Below are 20,012 nucleotides of genomic sequence, written 5' to 3' on the forward strand. Positions count from 1 at the left end.
TGGCCTTTCTGGCTTTCAATTGTAATGTCGCCTGTAGCGTCATCAGAAATTATTCTGTTGCCGCTTCTGGTCTGTAAAACTTTAAAATCATTTTGAGGTGTGTTCTAACCAGATGATGCCTGCCCATTGTATTGTGTTCCCATCACAAAAGGGCGTTCAACATTCCCTCCTTCAAAGCCCACCACAACTTCCTCTCCAATTTCAGGAATAAAATAGAAACCTTTTCCGTTTCCAGAATGGGGCTGTATCATTCGCATCCAGTCGCTTTCATTTCCCCAGCCGTTCCAGTAGTAGGCTACTTTTACTCTGCCGAGTCCTTCCGGATCATTGTTGTCGATAACTTTTGCCGGCTGGCTGTCTGCCAGCGCAAAGGCTTCGACATTGGTGTAATGCGGTGCCGCAACATCAGATGGAATGGCTTTAAACCTGCAGCTGTAATTGCCGTTGGTATTGGAGAGATGTGTAACTTCTACAGCAACTAATCTGTGCTCCACTGTTTTGTTCTGAATCGTAAAAACTTCTCCTACACCAATAGGAAAATAAGAGGTTCCGCTGTAGAAAACACTGTTGGCATCCCTTCCTGCTGTCTGCAGTCTGACCATTTCGTCTATTTCTTCCTTATTCTGCGCATTATTGGTATAGGCTCCAACGCTTAAATCCTGCGCTGCAATAGATCCCTGATTCCATCCCATTGAAACAGCAAAACGGTCACCGCTTTCTCCTTGCGCTTTTGCTGCCGAGTTTCTTATGATGCCTGCGTTTTTATAATCATAACCTCCAAACGAAGTTTTATGCGAAAACAGACTGGCTTCAATGGTATAATTATGAAGGGATGAACCGTTAATAAGCACTACTTTGCTGGCTTTGGTCTGGCCGAACTGCATGCGCATTCCATCAAAATAAAACCACTGGCCGTAACGGGCAGAAAGCCGTTTCATAAAATCAAAACTGCTTTCGTTGTACTGTGGTTTAAACGAAAAAGCTTTGGTGTAAGTGGGAGCAACGGCTTCACGCTGGTAGAATTCTCCGGAACCTTCCTCGGCAAAAATCTCAAGGGCAATATCTTTCAGGCTTTTGTCAAGAAAAATTCTTGATTTTTTCATATCGTCGAGCACCACTGTATGGCTTATTCCCAAAACACGAAGTCCTGCGGGGCTTCCGTGGAGATCTACAGAAACAAGTTTTGTAATGATTCCTTTGGACATGACTTTCATTCCGTTGACTTTGAAGGTAAAAATCACTTCACTTCCCACATACCTGCTTATCGCTTTTGCCTGGTCTTCGGGTTCAATTATGGTTTTACCGGTATACTGCCAGTCAAAAGAAAAATAATGGTGGTCGGCCATTTTCTGCTCCAGCTGTAAATTGTAATAAATAACATTTTTGTCGAAGGTATTAATCGAAATATGGACTTGTTCTGAAAATTTACTCATAGCTTACAGTTTTTAGTTAATTACAATTGTTTTAAACTTATATTTAGTAAAACAATCACAAAGCCTCTAAAAGCTATAATTATGACAGAATATGTTTTATTTTAAAAGTTAAGGATTTCAATCTATTAGAATAATTCAAAACACAAAAAAGCCTTTCAGAATTTTACTCCTGAAAGGCTTTCTTTCTACAAATTAATTGGCAAAATTATTTCCATCCACCGCCTAGATCTCTATAAACATGGACAGCAGCATTAAGTTGTTCTTTTTTAGTATCGATTAATTCCAGTTTTGCTTCCAAAGCATCTCTCTGGGTCATTAAAACCTCAAAATAATCGACTCTAGCCGATTTAAACAAATCGTTTGAAACATCAATAGAAGTATTTAAAGCGTCTACTTGTTTTGATTTCAAATCGTAACCTTTTTGAAGATTTTCAATCTTAGACAATTGATTAGACACTTCTAAATAGGCATTTAAAACGGTACGATCATAATTGTACAAGGCTTGAAGCTGTCTTGCGTTTGCACTAGCAAATTCTGCTTTGATTGCATTTCTATTAATCAAAGGCGCCACAAGGTCTCCTGCCAATGAATACAGTAATGATTCTGGCATTGTAAACAAATAAGAAGGTTTAAATGCATTTACTCCAATCGCCGCTGTAATATCCAAAGATGGATAAAACTCAGCACGAGCTACTTTTACATCTAATTTTGAAGCTACCAATTCTAATTCTGCCTGTTTTACATCTGGACGATTCTGTAACAATTGAGACGGAATTCCAGAAGTAACAACAGCTGGTAATAAACTTAAGAAATTGTTGTCGCTTGTTCTTTTAATTTCCTGTGGATATCTACCTAACAAAAAGTTGATTTTATTCTCGGTTTCTTTGATCTGCTGCAAAATATCAAACTCCATACTTTGCGAAGTCAAAACCTCAGCTTCAAATTTCTTAACGCCCAATTCAGTTGCTCTTGCTGCCTGTTTTTGAACTTTTACAATTTCCAAAGCATTAGTCTGCAATTTGATCGTTTGTTTTACAATCTCCAACTGATTGTCTAAGGCAATTAATTCATAATAAGAATCAGCCACTTCAGCGATGAGGTTGGTAATTACAAAGTTTTTACCTTCAACTGTAGCCAAATATCTATTTAAAGCTGCTTTTTTAGAATTACGCAGTTTTTTCCAGATATCTACTTCCCAGTTTGCATAGGCAGAAATAGTAAAATCTCCCAGAGGATCAGGCATTTCTTTGCCTGGTTTGATTTCTGTAGAAGCATCACCCGCACCTTGGCTGGTATATCTACCTACTTTTTCTACTCCAGCTCCTGCACGTAATCCTGCAGTTGGCAATAAAAGTCCTTTTTTAACACGAATATCATTCTTTGCGATTTCGATTTCCTGCAAAGTGATATTTAATTCCTGATTGTTTTTAAGCGCAATATCAATTAAATCTACTAGATTTTGATCTTTAAAATAATCTTTCCAAGCTGAAGCAGCTGTATTGTTATTTGCATCCTGCGTTTGGACTGTTTTGCCAAACGAATCAGGAACTGGAGCACTTGTTGTTACTGCTGCCTCAGATGCAGGGGTTTTACACCCTGCAACTGCTAGACATACAGCTAATGCAATACTATATTGATATGATTTAACTTTATACATGATTGTTATCAATTTCTTCTGTTAATGGATTCTCCTCTTCATGTTTTACCAGTTTATATTTCTCGGCAACCTTAGCGAATATGAAATACAATCCTGGAATCACAAAGACTCCGCAAATAGTTCCGATAAGCATACCTCCGGCCGCAGCAGTACCAATAGTTCTGTTTCCAATTTTACCTGGGCCTGTTGCAAAAGCAAGTGGTAATAGACCAGCAATAAATGCAAATGAAGTCATCAAAATTGGACGGAACCTTGCTTTTGCTCCTTCCATTGCAGCTTGTAATACCGATAATCCTGCAGCATGTCTTTGAATAGCAAACTCTACAATCAAAACGGCATTTTTACCTAATAGACCGATAAGCATTACCATTGCCACCTGAGCATAAATGTTGTTTTCTAATCCTGTTAATTTTAATAAAAGGAAAGCTCCAAAAATACCTGCTGGCAAAGAAAGAATAACTGATAATGGCAGAATAAAACTTTCATACTGCGCCGCTAATACCAAGTAAACGAATCCTAAACAAATCAAGAATACCCAGATTGCCTGATTACCCTGCGCCACCTCATCGGCAGAAATACCTGCCCAGTCAATGTCATATCCTCTTGGTAATTTTTTAGCCGCAACTTCCTGAATTACTTTAATTGCAGTACCAGAACTATAACCTGCAGCTGGAGAACCACTAATCTGTGTTGAGGTATACATATTATGACGAGTAATCTCAGAAAGTCCGTATACTTTTTCTAATTTCATGAAAGCAGAATAAGGAACCATTTCATCTCGATCATTTTTTACATATAGTTTTAAGATATCGTCAGGCTGTGCACGATATTCTGGCGAAGCCTGAACAATTACTTTATAATTGATACCAAACTTAATGAAACTGATCTCGTAGTTACTTCCTACAAGCGTTGACAAAGTATTCATCGCATTCTCGATAGAAACACCTTTTTGCTGTGCTAAGTCATTATCGACCTTCATCATGTATTGAGGGAAACTAGAACTATAGAAACTAAATACATTTGATAATTCTGGCTGTTTATTCAATTCAGCAACAAAGTCGTTGTTTACCTGTTCCATTCTCTTATAATCTACAGAACCGGTTTTATCTAATAAACGAAGCTCAAATCCTCCGGCAGCACCGTATCCAGGTACAGCAGGCGGTTGGAAAAATTCGATATTAGCTCCTGTAATATCTTTACATTTTTCCTCCATTTCATGCATAATCTCCAAAACAGATTCTTTACGGTCGCTCCAGTCTTTAAGGTTCACCAAACACGTTCCAGAGTTGGCTCCTGTACCTTCAGAAAGAATCTCATAACCTGCCAATGAAGAAACCGATTTTACTCCATCAATATCTTCAGCAATTTTTTGAACTCTCTCAGCAATATTATTTGTTCTCTCTAAAGATGAACCTGGAGGTGTCTGAATTACAGCATAAAACATTCCCTGATCCTCATTCGGAATAAATCCAGATGGAACTGAACTACTTATAGCCCATGTTCCAATACAGAAACCTACAAGCGCTACAATAGTAACCACTCTTCTATCAACAATTTTACCTAATAGATTTTGGTATTTACCCTGCGCTAAATTGAATTTTTCGTTGAAAGCATCAATAAATCTATTTGCTGGCGTTGGTTTTTTAGGCGTACCGTGATTATTTTTTAACATCATCGCACAAAGTGCTGGTGTCAATGTCAAAGCCACAATACCAGAAAGGATAATCGCAGTTGCCATTGTTACAGAAAACTGTCTGTAAAACACTCCAACTGGACCAGACATAAATGCAACTGGAATAAATACTGCCGCCATCAAGAAGGTAATTGCAATAATTGCCCCCGCGATTTCATGCATTGCTTTCTTAGTTGCTTTGAATGGCGACAGATGTTCTTCTTCCATTTTGGCATGGACGGCCTCGATAACCACAATGGCATCATCGACTACAACCCCAATTGCTAATACTAAAGCGAATAATGTGATTAAGTTCAATGAAATATCGAAGAATGTCATAAACACAAAAGTTCCCACCAACGATACTGGTACTGCAATTGCCGGAATAACCGTAGAACGCCAGTCTCCTAAGAAAAGGAAAACCACTAAACCTACCAAGATAAAAGCTTCAACCAAAGTGTGGATTACTTTTTCGATAGAAGCATCAAGGAATTTAGAAACGTCATACGAAATTTCATAGTCCATTCCTTTTGGAAATCTCGTTTTGATTTTTTCCAGTTTAGCCTTAACCTCTTCAATAACCTGATTCGCGTTACTTCCAAAAGATTGTTTCAATACAATCGCTGCAGATGGTCTTCCATTCAAATTAGAATAGATATCGTACATTGAGCTTCCAAATTCAACTTTAGCAACATCTTTCAATCTTAAAAGCTCTCCGTTTGCGTTTGCTTTTACTACTATATTCTCATACTGTTCTTTTGTTGTAAAACGTCCTGAGTATTTTAGTACATATTCAAATGCTTGAGAACGTTTACCAGAACTTTCTCCTGTTTTACCTGGAGAAGCTTCCAAACTCTGACTAGATAAAGCTTCCATTATTTCGTCAGCAGAAATTTTATAAGCTAACATACGATCTGGTTTCAACCAAATACGCATAGCATATTCACGTGTTCCTAAGATATCTCCAGAACCAATACCATTTACCCTTTTCAATTCAGAAAGCACGTTGATATCGGCATAGTTATACAAGAACTTCATATCCGTATTTTTGTCTGTACTGTAAAGATTCACGTACATCAACATACTTGGTACTTCTCTCGTAATTTTGATACCTTCACGAATTACTAATGGAGGAAGTTTATTCGTCACAGAAGCTACACGATTCTGAACGTTAATAGCCGCTTGGTTAGGATCTGTTCCTAAATTGAAAACTACTTTAATTGTAGCTTCACCATCATTACCAGCGTCAGAGGCCATATATTTCATTCCTGGAACACCATTTAAAGCTCTTTCCAAAGGAATAACAACCGCTTTGATCATCAATTCACCATTAGATCCTGGGTAATCTGCGGTAACATTCACCATTGGAGGTGAAATGGTAGGAAATTGTGTAATTGGTAAATTCAATACAGACAAAACCCCTAAAAAGACAATTATCAACGATATTACTATCGACAATACAGGTCTTTGAATAAATTTATTAAACATTTTATATCTTTTAAATGATTAAACTAAAAGGAAATCAATAAGTTGAAGAAGCTGTTTTAAAGACTGAATACTTAAAACAGCGACTGAACACTTTTACTCCGCTTTTAAGCGCAGGTTATTAATTACCTTTTTAGGAGATTCAAATTCGTATTTAATTTTATCGTTCTCTTTTACTTTCTGAACGCCTTCAAGTAAGATTTTGTCGTTTTCGCTTAATCCGCTTTTGATCACATATAAATCAGGGATTTCTCCAGTAATTGTGATTTCTCTAGAACTTACTTTGTCATCTTTTCCTACAATGAAAACATATTTTTTATCCTGAATTTCATAAGTAGCCTTTTGTGGAATTACAATAGCATTTTTCAACGGAACATTCATCTGAACTTGTCCTGTTTCACCGTTTCTAAGCAATTTACTTGAATTTGGGAATCTTGCTCTAAAAGCAATATTTCCAGTTTCATTGTTAAACTCACTTTCTATAACTTCAACATTTCCTTTGTCTTTGAAAATATCTCCATTAGCTAAAACTAAATTCACTTTGTTATCTGCGCGATCTTTAATATTCGTTTCATAACTAATATATTCTGGCTCAGAAACATTGAAATAAGCAAACATCTGACTGTTGTCTGAAAGACTTGTCAGCAATTCGCCTTCGTCAATTAAACTTCCTAGTTTCAATGGAATTCTGTCAATTGTTCCATCAAATGGCGCTCTGATTTCTGTGAATGATAAATGTAATTTTGCCAATGCCACTTCAGCTTTTGCAGACTGTAATTTGGCCTGAGCTGAGCTTAATTCGTTTTTAGAAACGATATTTTTATCAGCCAAAAGTTTTGAATTTTGCAGTTCGATTTCTACTGATTTTTGTTCCGCCTGAGCCTTAAGTAATTCAGACTGATACATGTTTGGCATAATTCTAAACAACAGCTGTCCTTTTTTCACAAACTGTCCTTCATCAACATAGATGTTTTGTAAAAACCCTTTTTCCTGGGCACGGATTTCGATGTTTCGAACAGATCTAATCTGCGAAACGTATTCCTTCGTAAACGAAGTATCAATTTTTACTGGATTAGTTACAGTGAACTTTTCCTCTTCTTCTTTTTCTTCTTTTTTTTGTGTACAACTGGTTAAGCACACTAAGGCCATAAAGCCTGTGATCAAGATGATTCTTTTCATGATGTTTAAATGGAAATTAAGCGATTGAATGCTTGGAATACAGAGATTCCTTAAAGATGGAATGTAACATCAGTAAGCTTTAGTCTGACCTTAATTGTCATATAAGCGGCAATAAGAAAAAAATATACAGCAGCAAGATATGCAGGATCGCAACTTAGGCAACCAATGTATATTTTAAAATCAAATTCTTAATACTCGTTGAGTAATGTATAAAGGATTTGAATGCCCAAAGGAAGGCGTAGAAAATTTAAAACGATTGGAATCATTTGCAGCAGATTGATCTGATAATGTCAGATACAATTCATCTATTAAGCTGTAAGATGCTGCGAAAAATTTATTCGTAAGTCCATCAACATCATCGTTTCCTAGAAGATCTTCTTCGATATCAATATCAGTAGCATCTTCAATAGTCGAAGATCCACGATCTTGATTAGTGAATTTAACTCGATGTTTCTTTTCAAGATTATGGTGATGAGGTAAGCCAAAAGTATTTGCATTAAGATATTGGCCTCCGCCGAACAGAAGCATATTCATGAATACTAAAAAGACTATTAACTTTCTCATTTGGGTGCGAAAGTAATAAAAGATTGGAATAAAAAAAATAAAATAAGAAATCCTTAACATGTAATTGCAAACGAAAACGTTTTCAGCTTAAAAGAAATTTAAATCTAGAACTCTTAACGAATCAAAAAACACATAAACAACTATATTACAACAACTTAAAACAAAATTTCCATGATTATAAATTCTTGTCCAGCTTTGTTAAAAACTTCTCCAGTATCATACATGCCAAATTTTTCATAAAAATCTTTTTTTTCACTTCTTGCATTACACCAAATTTTCTTAATTCCTTTTTCTTTTGCGGTCTTAAAAATATATTTCAAGAGTAAAGATGCAATTCCTTTTCCCTGGTAAGAATTTAAAGTTGCTAATTTTCTAAACTGCATCACATCTCCTTCTATAAAACAAGAAACAATCGAAACTAATTGAATGTCATTAAAAACGCCGTAATGCAGTCCAAAATTATCTTCCTCAAGCTGTACAAATTCAAACGGCTGATCGGGCCACATCACTTCGTGTCTGATTTTCCATGTATCAGAAGCATCAATATTTTTAATTTCCATTTTAATTTATTTCAAGTCAATCAAAAATAACACTTTTGTCACGAAACAAGAAACTTCAACTGTTTTTGAAAACTACTTTATTTATAAAAAAATAAATCAGACAAATCATTCAATTTAAGTCAATTATGATTATTTTTATGAAGCCAAAATCAAATAAAATCCGTTATGAAAAAATTCTTTTTAGCAGTATTTTTATGTATTTGCGTAAATGGATTCGCGCAATTAATACAAGTTGGACCTCAGATTTCTACTAATATCACTTCTATAAATACAAACAATTTTAGTTCAGATCATACGAATACAGGAATTGGTTTTGCTGCATTTGCTAGAGTAAATCTTTTACTTTTTTATGGTCAAGCCGAATTTGGTTATGCTAAATCGAATTTCAGCGTCTATCAAAATGGTGTAGGTGAAACCGAATTTAAATTGGGAGGAACTGATGCTTCGCTGATTGCTGGATATAAACTTATACCTCTAGGAAAACTAGGAAACGTAAGGATTTTTGCTGGATACAACTGGAAAAATTATTCCAGTATTAGCACCAGTAATAATTTAAATTCTATTGCAATAGACAAAAATAACCACAGTATAATAGGCGGTGCTGGTGTTGATATTTGGAAATTGACTTTTGATATCAGATATCTTGCTGGGTTAAATGATATTGATTCATCTAATGGAGAGATAAAAACTGGAGTTACAAACTTTTCTCTCGGATTTAAATTCTTGTAGAATTTCAACAGCATAAAAAAAGGGAATCCTCAGATTCCCACATTTTTTTAGAACTTAGTATAATAACTCTCCTCGTTATCGTTTTTTACTTTTTCGATTCCATCTTCTGTTTTAACAGCTACATTAATTACATGAAGCACATCTGCTTTTTCATTAAGACTACAGTTCCAAATAGTACCATCAGAAAGAATAATCTCTGAAAACAATGATACTGTATTATTGGCATCATTATAAATTAAATCTTCTGTTTTTAAAAGTTTCTTAGCTTTCGTTTTTTTATCTACTTCATAAAATAAAATCTGATCTTCTTTAATCTCAATCAGTTCTTCAACTGCAGATTGGTTTTCATCATTTAGAGCTGTACTTGCCCAAACTGGCTGACTTCCAGATCTTTTCCAAGTACCAACTGCTTGATCCAAGATTTCTTTTCGCAGCACTTCACGTAAAGTATCTACTTTTTTTATCGCTTCCTGAGCAATTTCATTTTCAGGCTTAATTTTAGCTGCTAAAGAGAATAAATCGATAGCTTTAACAAAATCAGCTTTTTTGTAATAGGAAACAGCTAATTCATACTTGCTTTTTTGAAATGCAGTCTTTTGATCATTTTGTCCAAAAAACTTAAGGCTAATCAAAAAAACAATTAGGGGGAATGTTTTTTTCATTATTAGGGGGGATTGATTTGTTGCTTTGCAAACCTAATTTTTTTGAATAAAGTTTCCTACTTTTTTTTAGATTTTTAAACTATTTAAAATCAATCAAAATAAAAAGAGAACCTAAAACATTAGATTCTCTTTTTATTTTATTGAAATCTGTTACTAATTCTAAAACGAATTCAAGATTTCAATCGCTTTTTTTGCATCTTTTTCATTTACAAAAATATGATCGTGATAATAAGCCGCTACAACATTACAACTGATTTGATTATCTGAAAGTGCTTTCGAAAATGCTGCTGTTAAACCAACTGCTAAGGATGAATGTACTGTTAGAGTAATCCAAGCCATCACAACTGAATACTCTAATTGTAATAAATCGGCAGTTTCTTTTTTTAGAATTAAAGTAATTGCTTCTTTTTCTCTGAAAAACATTTCTACTACCTCTAGAGCAATGTTTTCTAAATTTTCTACTTTACAAAAAACATAAGCTCCTGTATTCAATTCAGGTCTCATACTTTTTAACAATTGTTTTAAATCTTTTTCTCCAGACATTTTAATTATTTCACAATTAGAATATTATTTTTAGGAGTTGCGTCCATAAAAATACCACCATCAAGTTCTACTTGTTTGATTTTCTTAGTATTTTTTAAAACAATTTTTGCCGTTTTTTGATTTTTTTCCCAAATAGCAGGCGTCTGATGTAATGTCACTTTTGAATTATCTGCATAAGTTATTATAACATCAAAAGGAATCGCAAAACCACCTATATTTTCTATTGTAATAACCTTATTATCAACAGAAACACTTTTAACAGCAATATCTAAATAATGATTTGTAAAGAACCAATTATTGAAAAACCAATTTAAGTTCTTTCCTGTTGAGGTATTAAAAGAATTAAAATAATCCCATGGAATTGGATGCTTACCATTCCACGTATCCATATAATCGTGTAATGCTTTTTTAAACAATTCATCTCCTAACATGTCTTTTAAAGCCAGATAAGACAAAGAAGCTTTTCCGTATGAATTATTTCCATAACCCGCTCCAGAAACCTGTGTAGACATTGAAATAATCGGCTGATCTTCTTCTGTAGAGCGGTCGTTAATATATCCTTTTACTCTAAAATTTTTATAAAATGCATCTGCAGCTTCTTTTCCATGCTCATCAATTCCGATTAAATACTCAAAAGTAGTTGCCCAGCCTTCATCCATAAAAGCATAACGCGTTTCATTAATTCCCATGTAAAAAGGAAAATAAGTATGCGCTACTTCGTGATCTTGTACCAATTGGGCAAATTTTGCATCTCCCATCTGCGAATCATTACACATCATTGGATATTCCATATCCGCAAAACCTTGAAAAGCAGTCATTTTAGAAAACGGATACGGAACTCCTGGCCAATTATTAGAAAACCAATCTAAAGCGAATTGATTATTTTTTACCGAATTTATAAAGTCAGTTCCTTTAACATCATAAGCAGCTTGTACACTTGCACGTCGATTGTTTTTTTTATCAACTACAACACTGCTCGCGTCCCATAAATAATGATCACTCAAACCAAAAGTAACATCGGTAATATTTTTAGCTTCAAACTTCCAAACATTCCAATCGTATTGTTTCGTCACAATACCGCTTTTCATTTCCTGTTCGTTTGCAATATGCAAAATCTCATCTGTTGTGTAAGATTTCTTTAAACGAGCTGCAAACTCTGGCTGTAAAACCTCATCAGGATTTAATAAATCTCCGGTTGCATAAACTATATAGTTTTTAGGTGCTTTTACAGAGAAAACATAATCATTAAAATCATTATAAAACTCCTGACGATCTGTATGTGGTAACATATCCCAGCCATTATAATCATCATAAACCGAAACTCGTGGATAACTATAGGCTACAAAAAAAGTAGTTTCGTCTATTTGACCTTCCCTACCGCTTTCTTTAGACAATGGGTAACTCCATTGAATATTTATAATGGTTTTAGTATTCGGTAAAATTGCCTTTTTCAATTTTACAGCTCCAACTGTCCCCCATTTTCTCGCATTTTCTTTATAGACTTCGTTCTCTATTTTTAGTAGAGAGATGGTTAATCCTTCACTTAAAAAATCGTCACTTACACTGCTTCCACGAGGCGAAGAAGGTTTGTGAAGATTGTTTACAAATCGGATAGCCAGACTTCTTAAAGTATCTTTACTGTTATTTTCGTAAATAATGGTTTCTGTTCCACTTACAATTTTCGTTGCAGGATCAACAGCAATTTCCATATTGTATTTCCCGTGATTCTGCCAGTAGTTAGTTCCAGGTTTTCCATCTTTAGAACGTGTTTCGTTTGTGTAAGCCTGTTTTATATTTCTTGGCATGTATAGCTCTTGAGCAAAGTTATTTTGGGTAAAAAAAACAAATGCTATTACTGCAAAATGCAATATTCTCTTTTCCATAAGTAATTCTTAGGTCTTTTAAATTAATGATCAATAACAAATTAGTGGATTTCTTTCTAATAATGTTACAAAGCGACGCAAATTTAATTATTAATTGTGAATTGTTATGAGGTTGATGGTTTGTAGTTTAGAATTTATCGTTTTAAAAAACTTAGAATCTGAGCGTCTAGTATCTCAAAAAAGAAAAACCGTCTGCCACTAAAGCGCAAACGGTATCTACAATTAATATATAACCTTGATGACTACAAAATATAATCGGTATTAATAAAATTCGATTCTTTGCTGTTAAGCAATTCCTGCAGAATCTCATTATTATAATCGATATCTTTTGAAGCTACAAACGTACGAATTGAGAAAGAACGCAAAGCATCTGGAATACTCAAAGTTCCAAATGCAGAGTCTTTACGTCCTGTAAAAGGGAATGCATCAGGTCCTCTTTGGCAAGAACTATTTAAGTTTACCCTACAAACTAAGTTTACCAAAGCATCAATAAGCGGTGCAAGTGTTTTAATGTCTTTTCCAAACAAACTCACTTGCTGACCATAGTTTGATTCAGCCATATCATTCAATGGTTCTTTTATATCTTTGAACGAAAGAACTGGAACTACCGGCCCAAATTGTTCTTCGTGATACACTCTCATTTCTTTATTTACTGGATATAAAACCGCAGGGAAAATATAATTATCCGAATGTTTTCCTCCTTTTTCATTAATGATTTTTGCTCCTTTTCCAGTTGCATCGTCAATTAATCCTTGAATGTAACTTGGTTTTTCAGATTCTGGAAGCGGTGTTAAAGAAACTCCTTTTTCCCAAGGATTTCCGAAAACTAAACTATCTACTTTCTCTGCAAAACGTTTATTGAATTCTTCTCTGATAGATTCGTGAACGTATAATACTTTTAAAGCCGTACAACGCTGTCCGTTGAAAGACAAACTTCCTGTAATACATTCCTGAATAGCCAAATCCAAGTCGGCATCCGGAAGAATAATCGCTGGATTTTTAGCTTCTAACCCTAAAATCAAACGTAATCTGTTTTTGTTTGGATGCTGATCCTGTAAAGCAATCGCCGATTTACTGTTTCCAATTAATGCTAAAACATCAATCTTTCCAGATTTCATAATTGGAGAAGCGACTTCACGTCCTCTACCGTAAACAATATTAATTACACCTTTTGGGAAACTGCTTCTAAATGCTTCTAATAATGGCGAAATACATAAAACACCATGTTTAGCCGGTTTAAAAATTACGGTATTTCCCATAATTAAAGCCGGAATCAATAATGAAAAAGTTTCATTTAATGGATAGTTATAAGGTCCAAGACACAATACAACACCAAGAGGTCCACGGCGGATCATAGCATTTACGCCTTGTACTTTTTCGAAATGCGAACTACGCCCATTTAATTCTTTATAACTTGCAATAGTATCGTAAATATATTCTACTGTTCTGTCGAACTCTTTTTGCGAATCTCCTAATGATTTTCCAATTTCCCACATCAAGTATTTCACTACTTCTTCGCGGGTTTCTTTCATTTGTTTCACAAAATTCTCCATGCTTTTAATACGATCGGCAACTTTCATGGTTGGCCATAAGCCCTGCCCCATATCGTAAGCATTAGTCGCAGCTTCGACAACTTCTGCTGCTTCTTTTTCGCCCATAAAAGGAATAGATCCTAATAAAGTCGGCGAATATTTTTCTGTTGAAGAAATAGTTGAAAACACAGGCGTGGTTTGTCCTGTCCATTGTTTCAATTCTCCATTTACAAGATAAGTATCTTGATTGATCAGCGTATTAATCTGATATTCTTCTGGTATAAAACTCATAGTTTGGTTATTTAATGGTCTGGTAATTCTATTTTCAAAAGAAAAAAGAGGCTTTTGTATGCCTCTTCTTCTTTTATGGTTGTACTGTTTCGCCTTCCCAATCCAGGATTCCGCCAAGCAGATTGTAGGCATTTTGTATCCCCAGTTCGTTCATGATCTGACAAGCTTTTGCGCTTCTAGCACCTGAACGGCAGTATACATAATAATTTTTATTTTTGTCTAATTCTTCGATTTCATAGATGAACCCCTGCCCTTTATTGATATCAATGTTTAAAGCATTCTCAATGTAGCCGTCATTAAATTCGTCTTCAGTTCTTACGTCAAGTATAACTGCATTTTCGTCAGCCTCTAACTGAGCAACCCAATCTTCTTGTGATAAATTCATAATAAAATGTGTTTTTGTAAAATTACGACGTTTCTATTTATAAAAAACGTACCAAATGCGATTTCGATTATTATTCTCAGAAAACGTTTTAGAGAAAGTAGTATAATCAGTGATTTACAAATTTAGTTACTATTTTTAAAAATTCAGTCTACAAAATCGGTAGAAAAATAGGATTTTTTCATTTGCATAAAATTCAAGATAAATCTAGTTTCTTGACAATTAATACCAAATCAAACTATTATCTTTGTAAAAAATTATAAATTTTAATCTCTTTTTGATAAAATAAAAAAAGAGAAAAACATTAAAGTTTTTTAATTCCAACCATTAAGAAATGAAGAAAAATTAAGCTTAATAAAACTTAATCTCTAAATGGTTCAAATATTGTTTTCTATTTTTATAAATATCTCTAATGCAAAATTCATTAAAAACCATCTTTCCTAATTTCTCTAACGAACTTATTGCTACTATCGAAGAAAATGGAAGCCTTCAGGATTTTGAAGCCGGAACTATTTTAATGCGTACTGGACAATACATCAAGAATACGGCTTTAATTACCAAAGGTAAAATCAAGATTTATCGTCAGGGAGAAGATGGAGGCGAATTTTTATTGTATTACTTACAACCTGGTCAAGCTTGCGCGATTTCGATGATTTGCACGGCAAAAAGCGAAAAAAGCCAGATTATGGCAAAAGTCGTTGAAGATGTATCTGTAATGATGATACCGTTGCAATCTATGGACAAATGGATGATGGAACATAGAAGCTGGTACGAATTTGTAATTGAAACCTATAGAAGCCGTTTTGAAGAAGTACTCGAAGTAGTAGATAATATCGCTTTCCGTTCTATGGACGAACGTTTAGAGTTTTATTTAAAAAGACATTCTGATGCCTGTGGCTGTTCTGAAGTAAATCTTTCACATCAAGAAATTGCAACCGAATTAAATACTTCCCGCGAAGTCGTTTCCAGATTACTCAAAAAAATGGAACAACGCGGTCTGGTAAAACTCAACCGAAATCAGATTGAGTTATTAAAATAACTTTTTTTCCACGACTCGAACGATAACGAATTGGCGAAGCAATTCTCGAATTTATTTTTTCCAATCTAAAGAGAAATAAACTAACTGATTTGTGAAATTGGTAACAGCAAAAAATAACGCTAATTCGTGAATTCGTGGCTAAAAAAATCCTTCTGTGATAAATGTTACTGTAGGATTCTAATTTCCGAAGCAACTTTGCATTAAAATAAATGCAATGGAATATTTAGGCTTTTTTGCTTCAATCATAATCGGAATCACACTTGGCTTAATTGGCGGAGGCGGATCGATACTGACTATTCCAATTTTAGTTTATTTGTTTAAGGTGAATCCAGATCAAGCCACTTCCTATTCTTTGTTTATTGTGGGTTTAACGGCTTTATTTGGCAGTTACAGCCATTACAAAATGGGAAATTTAAAACTTAAATCGGCGTTGTATTTTGCTGTTCCTTCCATCATTTCCATTCTGATTATCCGTGAAGTGATTTTTCCGCAGATTGCCAAAACTTTATTTTGTGTAGCATCATACACCGTTTCAAAAGATTTTCTGATTATGGTAATCTTTTCTATTTTAATGATAACCGCAGCAATTTCGATGATTAAAAAAAATCAGCCTGAAATAAAAGCAACAGAAACTAATTATATGCAATTAAGCATTATAGGATTTCTAGTTGGAATTGTAACTGGTTTTCTTGGTGCTGGAGGCGGATTCTTAATTATTCCAGCCTTGCTTTTCTTTGCTAATTTACCCATGAAACAAGCCGTTGGAACCTCATTATTGATCATTACAATTAATTCTTCAATAGGTTTTGCTGGGGATTTATACATTGGAACGCCAATAAATTATACTTTTCTATTAAGCGTTTCGGCAATGGCTTTGATTGGAATGTTTATTGGAAGTCAGCTTTCTAAAAAAATAGACGGCACAAAATTGAAACCCCTTTTTGGGTGGTTTGTCCTTGTAATGGGATTTTACATTATTACAAAAGAAGTTTTGTTTTAGAATTTAATGTTCTCACCGATTGTGCATCAGTGTAGATTTTAAATATTTTGAATTTAGTTTTACTTGTAGAGTAATCTTTGTCAAAGTCTAACGCTTTGACAAAGATGAAACTAAAAAAAACGTTTATCCCTCAAGATAAACGTTTTTTTTTGATATGATTTGTTTATTTATTATAAATCATGTTTTGAACAAAAAATCAGAACTAATTCCAATGGATCCAATACCAAGTCTTATCTTTCTGTTCTCCACCAATGATAATAATTATGCAATCCATCGTACTCAAATTCACAGCGGGGATATAATTGATTTCCTATAACATTTGTTTTTTCTGTTTCCAACATTAAACCGCATGCTCCGGTTTCTTCACACCATAGTTTACTGCGATCAATTAATGCGACAGACAATCCTTTACCACGATAATCTGGATGAACAAAAAGATCACTTAACAACCATTGTTTTTGCAACTTAGTATAATGAAATAATTTGTAGAGTTGTACAAAACCAACTGCTTTTTCATCTGCAATTGCTAAAAAAATATCCGATTCATTATTTAACAATCGATCTTTAAGAAATGCTTTTCCTTTTTCTAAATTCGATTCCTGACGATAGAAAACACGATAAAGGTTAAAAAGTGCCGCTGCTTCATCTAGATCCTCAATACTTGCTTTTTTGATTTTGTAATTCATTGCTTTATTAAATATTTAGTTAAAAAGCGAAAGTATTACAAAGAGCAAACTCATTTCCAGTCCAGTTTATAAAAAACAAGCTCATCCAGTAATTTCATATCTCTCCAAATTTTATTTTATAACGTTGAAGTTCATTCTCTGTTCTGTTTAACAGCTTTTCTAATAATTGTATTTTATCTTCGTAAAGTTCTTTTAGTACAGATGAATTATCTGCATTTATTAAAATACTTCCATTATTATTTCCTGTAATTTTATTATTATTAAAATTGCTAAAATACTTATCATAATCAAAACTAATTATATCTTCTACTGTGACATCTAAAATCTTTCCTATGTCAACCAACTTTTCATAACTCAAAGAAGTTTTTCCTTTTTCAATTTTGCTGTAACCTGCTTGGGTCACGCCTAATCTTTCTGCCATGTACTCTTGAGTATAATTCTTTAACTCTCTAATGTTTTTGATTTTGTTTTTAATTGTTGCGGCCATAATTTTTGTGATTTGGGGTCATGTATAGTTAAAACAGCCAGCCGCTAATCCTTAACGGCATAACTATACTTATTTTTGGGTATTCTAAGCTACTTCATATTTGGGAAATTATAAAGCAGTATTATATTAATTTTTTCTCTTGGTAATAAAATAACCATACATTAAAGCTACCATTATGAAAACAAAGTCATAACGGCAAATCTTAAATACAAACATTTCTAAATTATTTTATTACGCAGTTCTTCTTATTCTTCTTTCAAACTGAAGACCTAAGTATTGATCTATTTGTTTACCTATTAAAACACGATCTTTTGAAGCTATTTTTGTTCTAATTTCATTCTTATAAACATCTTTTACAAAAATAAAATATTCAAATTCGTTCTTGTTTTTAAATCGTGCAGCTATAATAAGTGTATAACAAACAAGTGCAGGAATAATGTAGTATAAATCCATTAAATTGGAAAAAAACATACAATAATAAGTAGCTGTAGTTACAGCAATAAAAGCACCATTTTCTAAAAAATATTTTTTCTTTTTTTTGAGCAGTCTAAGATCTCTTATTTCATCAAACTCGTACTGCCATTTTTTAGAGTTGTAATCAAATTTAATCTTGTCGGGTAAAATTTTTAAGGGCATAATTCTTGGTAGGTAAAAAATAAATTTAAGTTTTTTTGGAAATTATTTTTTTAAGAATCTAGGGGAAAAATTCTTAGATACACAATATTAAGCAATAACTTCTTTTTTTTCTTACACAGTAACTTATAGAATATAACTGTTAGTTGTAATTCAATCTTAAATAAATGATTATGCTTATAAAATGTGCTGATTTAGGAGATTATATTTTAAAATTCTGTCAAAAATTAAAATAAAAAACTGTTTATTTCCAGATAGCAGACAGATTCTTCATTTGGTTCTTTTCTATTATTTTTTTCAGCTGTTTTTATAAATATGTTGCTTTTTCAGCTGATAACAAGCAAATCTATATAAATAATAAGATCTTAGTCAAACTTTTCGATTTTAGCTAAAGTCTTATAAATTGACCTAAAAAAAACCTCCAGTTAAAACCGGAGGCAATTCATATCATATTAAAAATAAATTCGCGAATTACTTCGTCTTTTTGCTATAGTTTGAGTCTTGACGAACAGAAAATCAATGTTCTCCATATCCAATATCATCCATTTTTCCACTGAAAACCCGATATTGAATTATAAAATAAATAATCACCAGAAACAAAGCTATAAAAAACCAGCTCAAACCAGCATTTAATCCATATTCATGCGCAGCAGTATTATAGATTGTTAAGGACGGATTCACTTTATTGGTTGAAGGCAGAACATTTGGAAAAATCGAAACGGCTGTCGAGGCAAATCCACCAACCAGAAATAAGGTTGAAAATACAAACCCATGCCCATCTTTTTTAAAGGAACGTACTTTAAACAATCCTAAAACCCCAACAAAAGTTAATAAGGGAAAAAACCATAAAATCGGATTTTCAACGAAATTATGAAATGGCTTTGGTTCAATAAAATGCCAGATCTGAAGCGAGATACAAACTAAAACCAACAAAACAATATTCAAAGCAAAAACTACTTTTTTAAGTTTCGGATTTAACGCTGAATTTGTCTTATAAATAATCCAGTTCGCACCATGAATCGTCAAAGCAACAACACTTACAACACCAAGAAAAAGCGTAAACCAGTCAATAATTCCCAATTCATTTGCCTGCGGGCTGAAAGTTGGATTCCATAAAGGCAAAAAGAAATAATGCGCTTCCTGCGTTGAAACGCCGTTTTGAACCATTCCGAGATTTACACCACGCACGATATTTCCTAATGCGATTCCGAAGAAAAGTGCTAAAAGTAAACTTGCAATTCCGAACGCTTTATCCCAAATGCTTTCCCACATGTGATTGTGAACTTGTCCGCGCATTTCTAAACCAATTGCACGAAAAATCAAAAGCCACAAAATCATAATCAACGGAAGATAAAATCCGCTGAAAGAAGAGGCATATAAAGTCGGAAAAGCAAAAAACAAAACACCTCCCGCTGCAATTAGCCAGACTTCATTGGCATCCCAGAACGGACCAATGGCATTAGTAATTGCTTTTTTGTCTTTTTCTGTATCGGCAAAAAATAAATGAATAATTCCTGCACCGAAATCATAACCGTCTAAAACGAGATAAACAGCCAAAATTCCCATTAAAACTACGTACCAAAAAAATTCCATAC

General features: G+C 33.7%; 18 protein-coding genes. 3 read left to right on the top strand and 15 right to left on the bottom strand.

All coding sequences use genetic code 11. From position 1 onward, the window contains the following. Positions 1-104: 104 nt before the first annotated feature. The 6 genes from GSY47_RS17120 to GSY47_RS17145 form a co-directional block, all read right to left on the bottom strand. A complete protein-coding gene (locus GSY47_RS17120) occupies positions 105-1,433 on the bottom strand; it encodes a type VI secretion system Vgr family protein (RefSeq protein ID WP_219071491.1) in 1,329 nt (442 codons plus the stop codon). Between the two features lie 205 nt (positions 1,434-1,638). Beyond that, entirely contained in the window at positions 1,639-3,090 is a 1,452-nt protein-coding gene (locus GSY47_RS17125) for a TolC family protein (protein ID WP_179002669.1), read from the bottom strand. Then, positions 3,083-6,250: an efflux RND transporter permease subunit gene (locus GSY47_RS17130; RefSeq protein ID WP_179002668.1), complete on the bottom strand. Its 3,168-nt coding sequence runs from the start codon at positions 6,248-6,250 to the stop codon at positions 3,083-3,085. Before GSY47_RS17130 ends, GSY47_RS17125 begins: the two co-directional genes overlap by 8 nt. A 93-nt stretch (positions 6,251-6,343) precedes the next feature. Next, the gene (locus tag GSY47_RS17135; protein WP_179002667.1) at positions 6,344-7,426 is read right to left on the bottom strand and encodes an efflux RND transporter periplasmic adaptor subunit; all 1,083 of its coding nucleotides are present in this window, start codon (positions 7,424-7,426) and stop codon (positions 6,344-6,346) included. 180 nt (positions 7,427-7,606) lie between these two features. Continuing rightward, positions 7,607-7,990, bottom strand: coding sequence for a hypothetical protein (locus GSY47_RS17140; RefSeq protein ID WP_179002666.1), 384 nt, complete (start codon positions 7,988-7,990; stop codon positions 7,607-7,609). A gap of 155 nt (positions 7,991-8,145) precedes the next feature. Beyond that, positions 8,146-8,550, bottom strand: a complete 405-nt coding sequence (locus GSY47_RS17145) for a GNAT family N-acetyltransferase (RefSeq protein WP_179002665.1) — start codon at positions 8,548-8,550, stop codon at positions 8,146-8,148. Positions 8,551-8,715: 165 nt separating this feature from the next. Here GSY47_RS17145 and GSY47_RS17150 point away from each other — a divergent pair, with 165 nt between their 5' ends. Next, the gene (locus GSY47_RS17150; protein ID WP_179002664.1) at positions 8,716-9,279 is read left to right on the top strand and encodes an outer membrane beta-barrel protein; all 564 of its coding nucleotides are present in this window, start codon (positions 8,716-8,718) and stop codon (positions 9,277-9,279) included. A 47-nt stretch (positions 9,280-9,326) separates the two neighbouring features. On the opposite strand, the gene GSY47_RS17155 is transcribed toward GSY47_RS17150, so the two are convergent. The 5 genes from GSY47_RS17155 to GSY47_RS17175 all read right to left on the bottom strand — a co-directional run bounded on the left by GSY47_RS17155 (position 9,327) and on the right by GSY47_RS17175 (position 14,575). Continuing rightward, positions 9,327-9,941, bottom strand: coding sequence for a tetratricopeptide repeat protein (locus tag GSY47_RS17155; protein WP_179002663.1), 615 nt, complete (start codon positions 9,939-9,941; stop codon positions 9,327-9,329). A gap of 159 nt (positions 9,942-10,100) precedes the next feature. Beyond that, entirely contained in the window at positions 10,101-10,484 is a 384-nt protein-coding gene (locus GSY47_RS17160; RefSeq protein ID WP_179002662.1) for an ACT domain-containing protein, read from the bottom strand. Positions 10,485-10,489: 5 nt separating this feature from the next. Next, the gene (locus GSY47_RS17165; protein ID WP_179002661.1) at positions 10,490-12,367 is read right to left on the bottom strand and encodes a M1 family metallopeptidase; all 1,878 of its coding nucleotides are present in this window, start codon (positions 12,365-12,367) and stop codon (positions 10,490-10,492) included. 242 nt (positions 12,368-12,609) lie between these two features. Further along, entirely contained in the window at positions 12,610-14,190 is a 1,581-nt protein-coding gene (locus GSY47_RS17170; RefSeq protein WP_179002660.1) for an NADP-dependent glyceraldehyde-3-phosphate dehydrogenase, read from the bottom strand. Positions 14,191-14,263: 73 nt separating this feature from the next. After that, a complete protein-coding gene (locus tag GSY47_RS17175) occupies positions 14,264-14,575 on the bottom strand; it encodes a rhodanese-like domain-containing protein (protein WP_091491996.1) in 312 nt (103 codons plus the stop codon). Between the two features lie 409 nt (positions 14,576-14,984). Between GSY47_RS17175 and GSY47_RS17180 the strand changes: the two genes are divergently transcribed. Further along, positions 14,985-15,611, top strand: coding sequence for a Crp/Fnr family transcriptional regulator (locus tag GSY47_RS17180; protein WP_091491998.1), 627 nt, complete (start codon positions 14,985-14,987; stop codon positions 15,609-15,611). Positions 15,612-15,825: 214 nt separating this feature from the next. After that, complete coding sequence (locus GSY47_RS17185; protein ID WP_179002659.1) at positions 15,826-16,611, top strand: sulfite exporter TauE/SafE family protein; 786 nt, start codon at positions 15,826-15,828, stop codon at positions 16,609-16,611. 230 nt (positions 16,612-16,841) lie between these two features. On the opposite strand, the gene GSY47_RS17190 is transcribed toward GSY47_RS17185, so the two are convergent. The 4 genes from GSY47_RS17190 to cydB form a co-directional block, all read right to left on the bottom strand. Further along, positions 16,842-17,297 carry a GNAT family N-acetyltransferase gene (locus GSY47_RS17190; RefSeq protein ID WP_179002658.1) on the bottom strand — a complete coding sequence of 152 codons (456 nt, stop codon included), beginning with the start codon at positions 17,295-17,297 and terminating at the stop codon, positions 16,842-16,844. 94 nt (positions 17,298-17,391) lie between these two features. Next, positions 17,392-17,784 carry a helix-turn-helix transcriptional regulator gene (locus GSY47_RS17195; RefSeq protein ID WP_179002657.1) on the bottom strand — a complete coding sequence of 131 codons (393 nt, stop codon included), beginning with the start codon at positions 17,782-17,784 and terminating at the stop codon, positions 17,392-17,394. Positions 17,785-18,015: 231 nt separating this feature from the next. Continuing rightward, the gene (locus tag GSY47_RS17200; protein ID WP_179002656.1) at positions 18,016-18,420 is read right to left on the bottom strand and encodes a hypothetical protein; all 405 of its coding nucleotides are present in this window, start codon (positions 18,418-18,420) and stop codon (positions 18,016-18,018) included. A gap of 513 nt (positions 18,421-18,933) precedes the next feature. Beyond that, the gene (gene cydB / locus GSY47_RS17205) at positions 18,934-20,010 is read right to left on the bottom strand and encodes a cytochrome d ubiquinol oxidase subunit II (protein WP_179002655.1); all 1,077 of its coding nucleotides are present in this window, start codon (positions 20,008-20,010) and stop codon (positions 18,934-18,936) included. Positions 20,011-20,012: the final 2 nt, after the last annotated feature.

The organism is Flavobacterium quisquiliarum (assembly GCF_019308285.1).
Taxonomy (GTDB): Bacteria; Bacteroidota; Bacteroidia; order Flavobacteriales; family Flavobacteriaceae; genus Flavobacterium; species Flavobacterium quisquiliarum.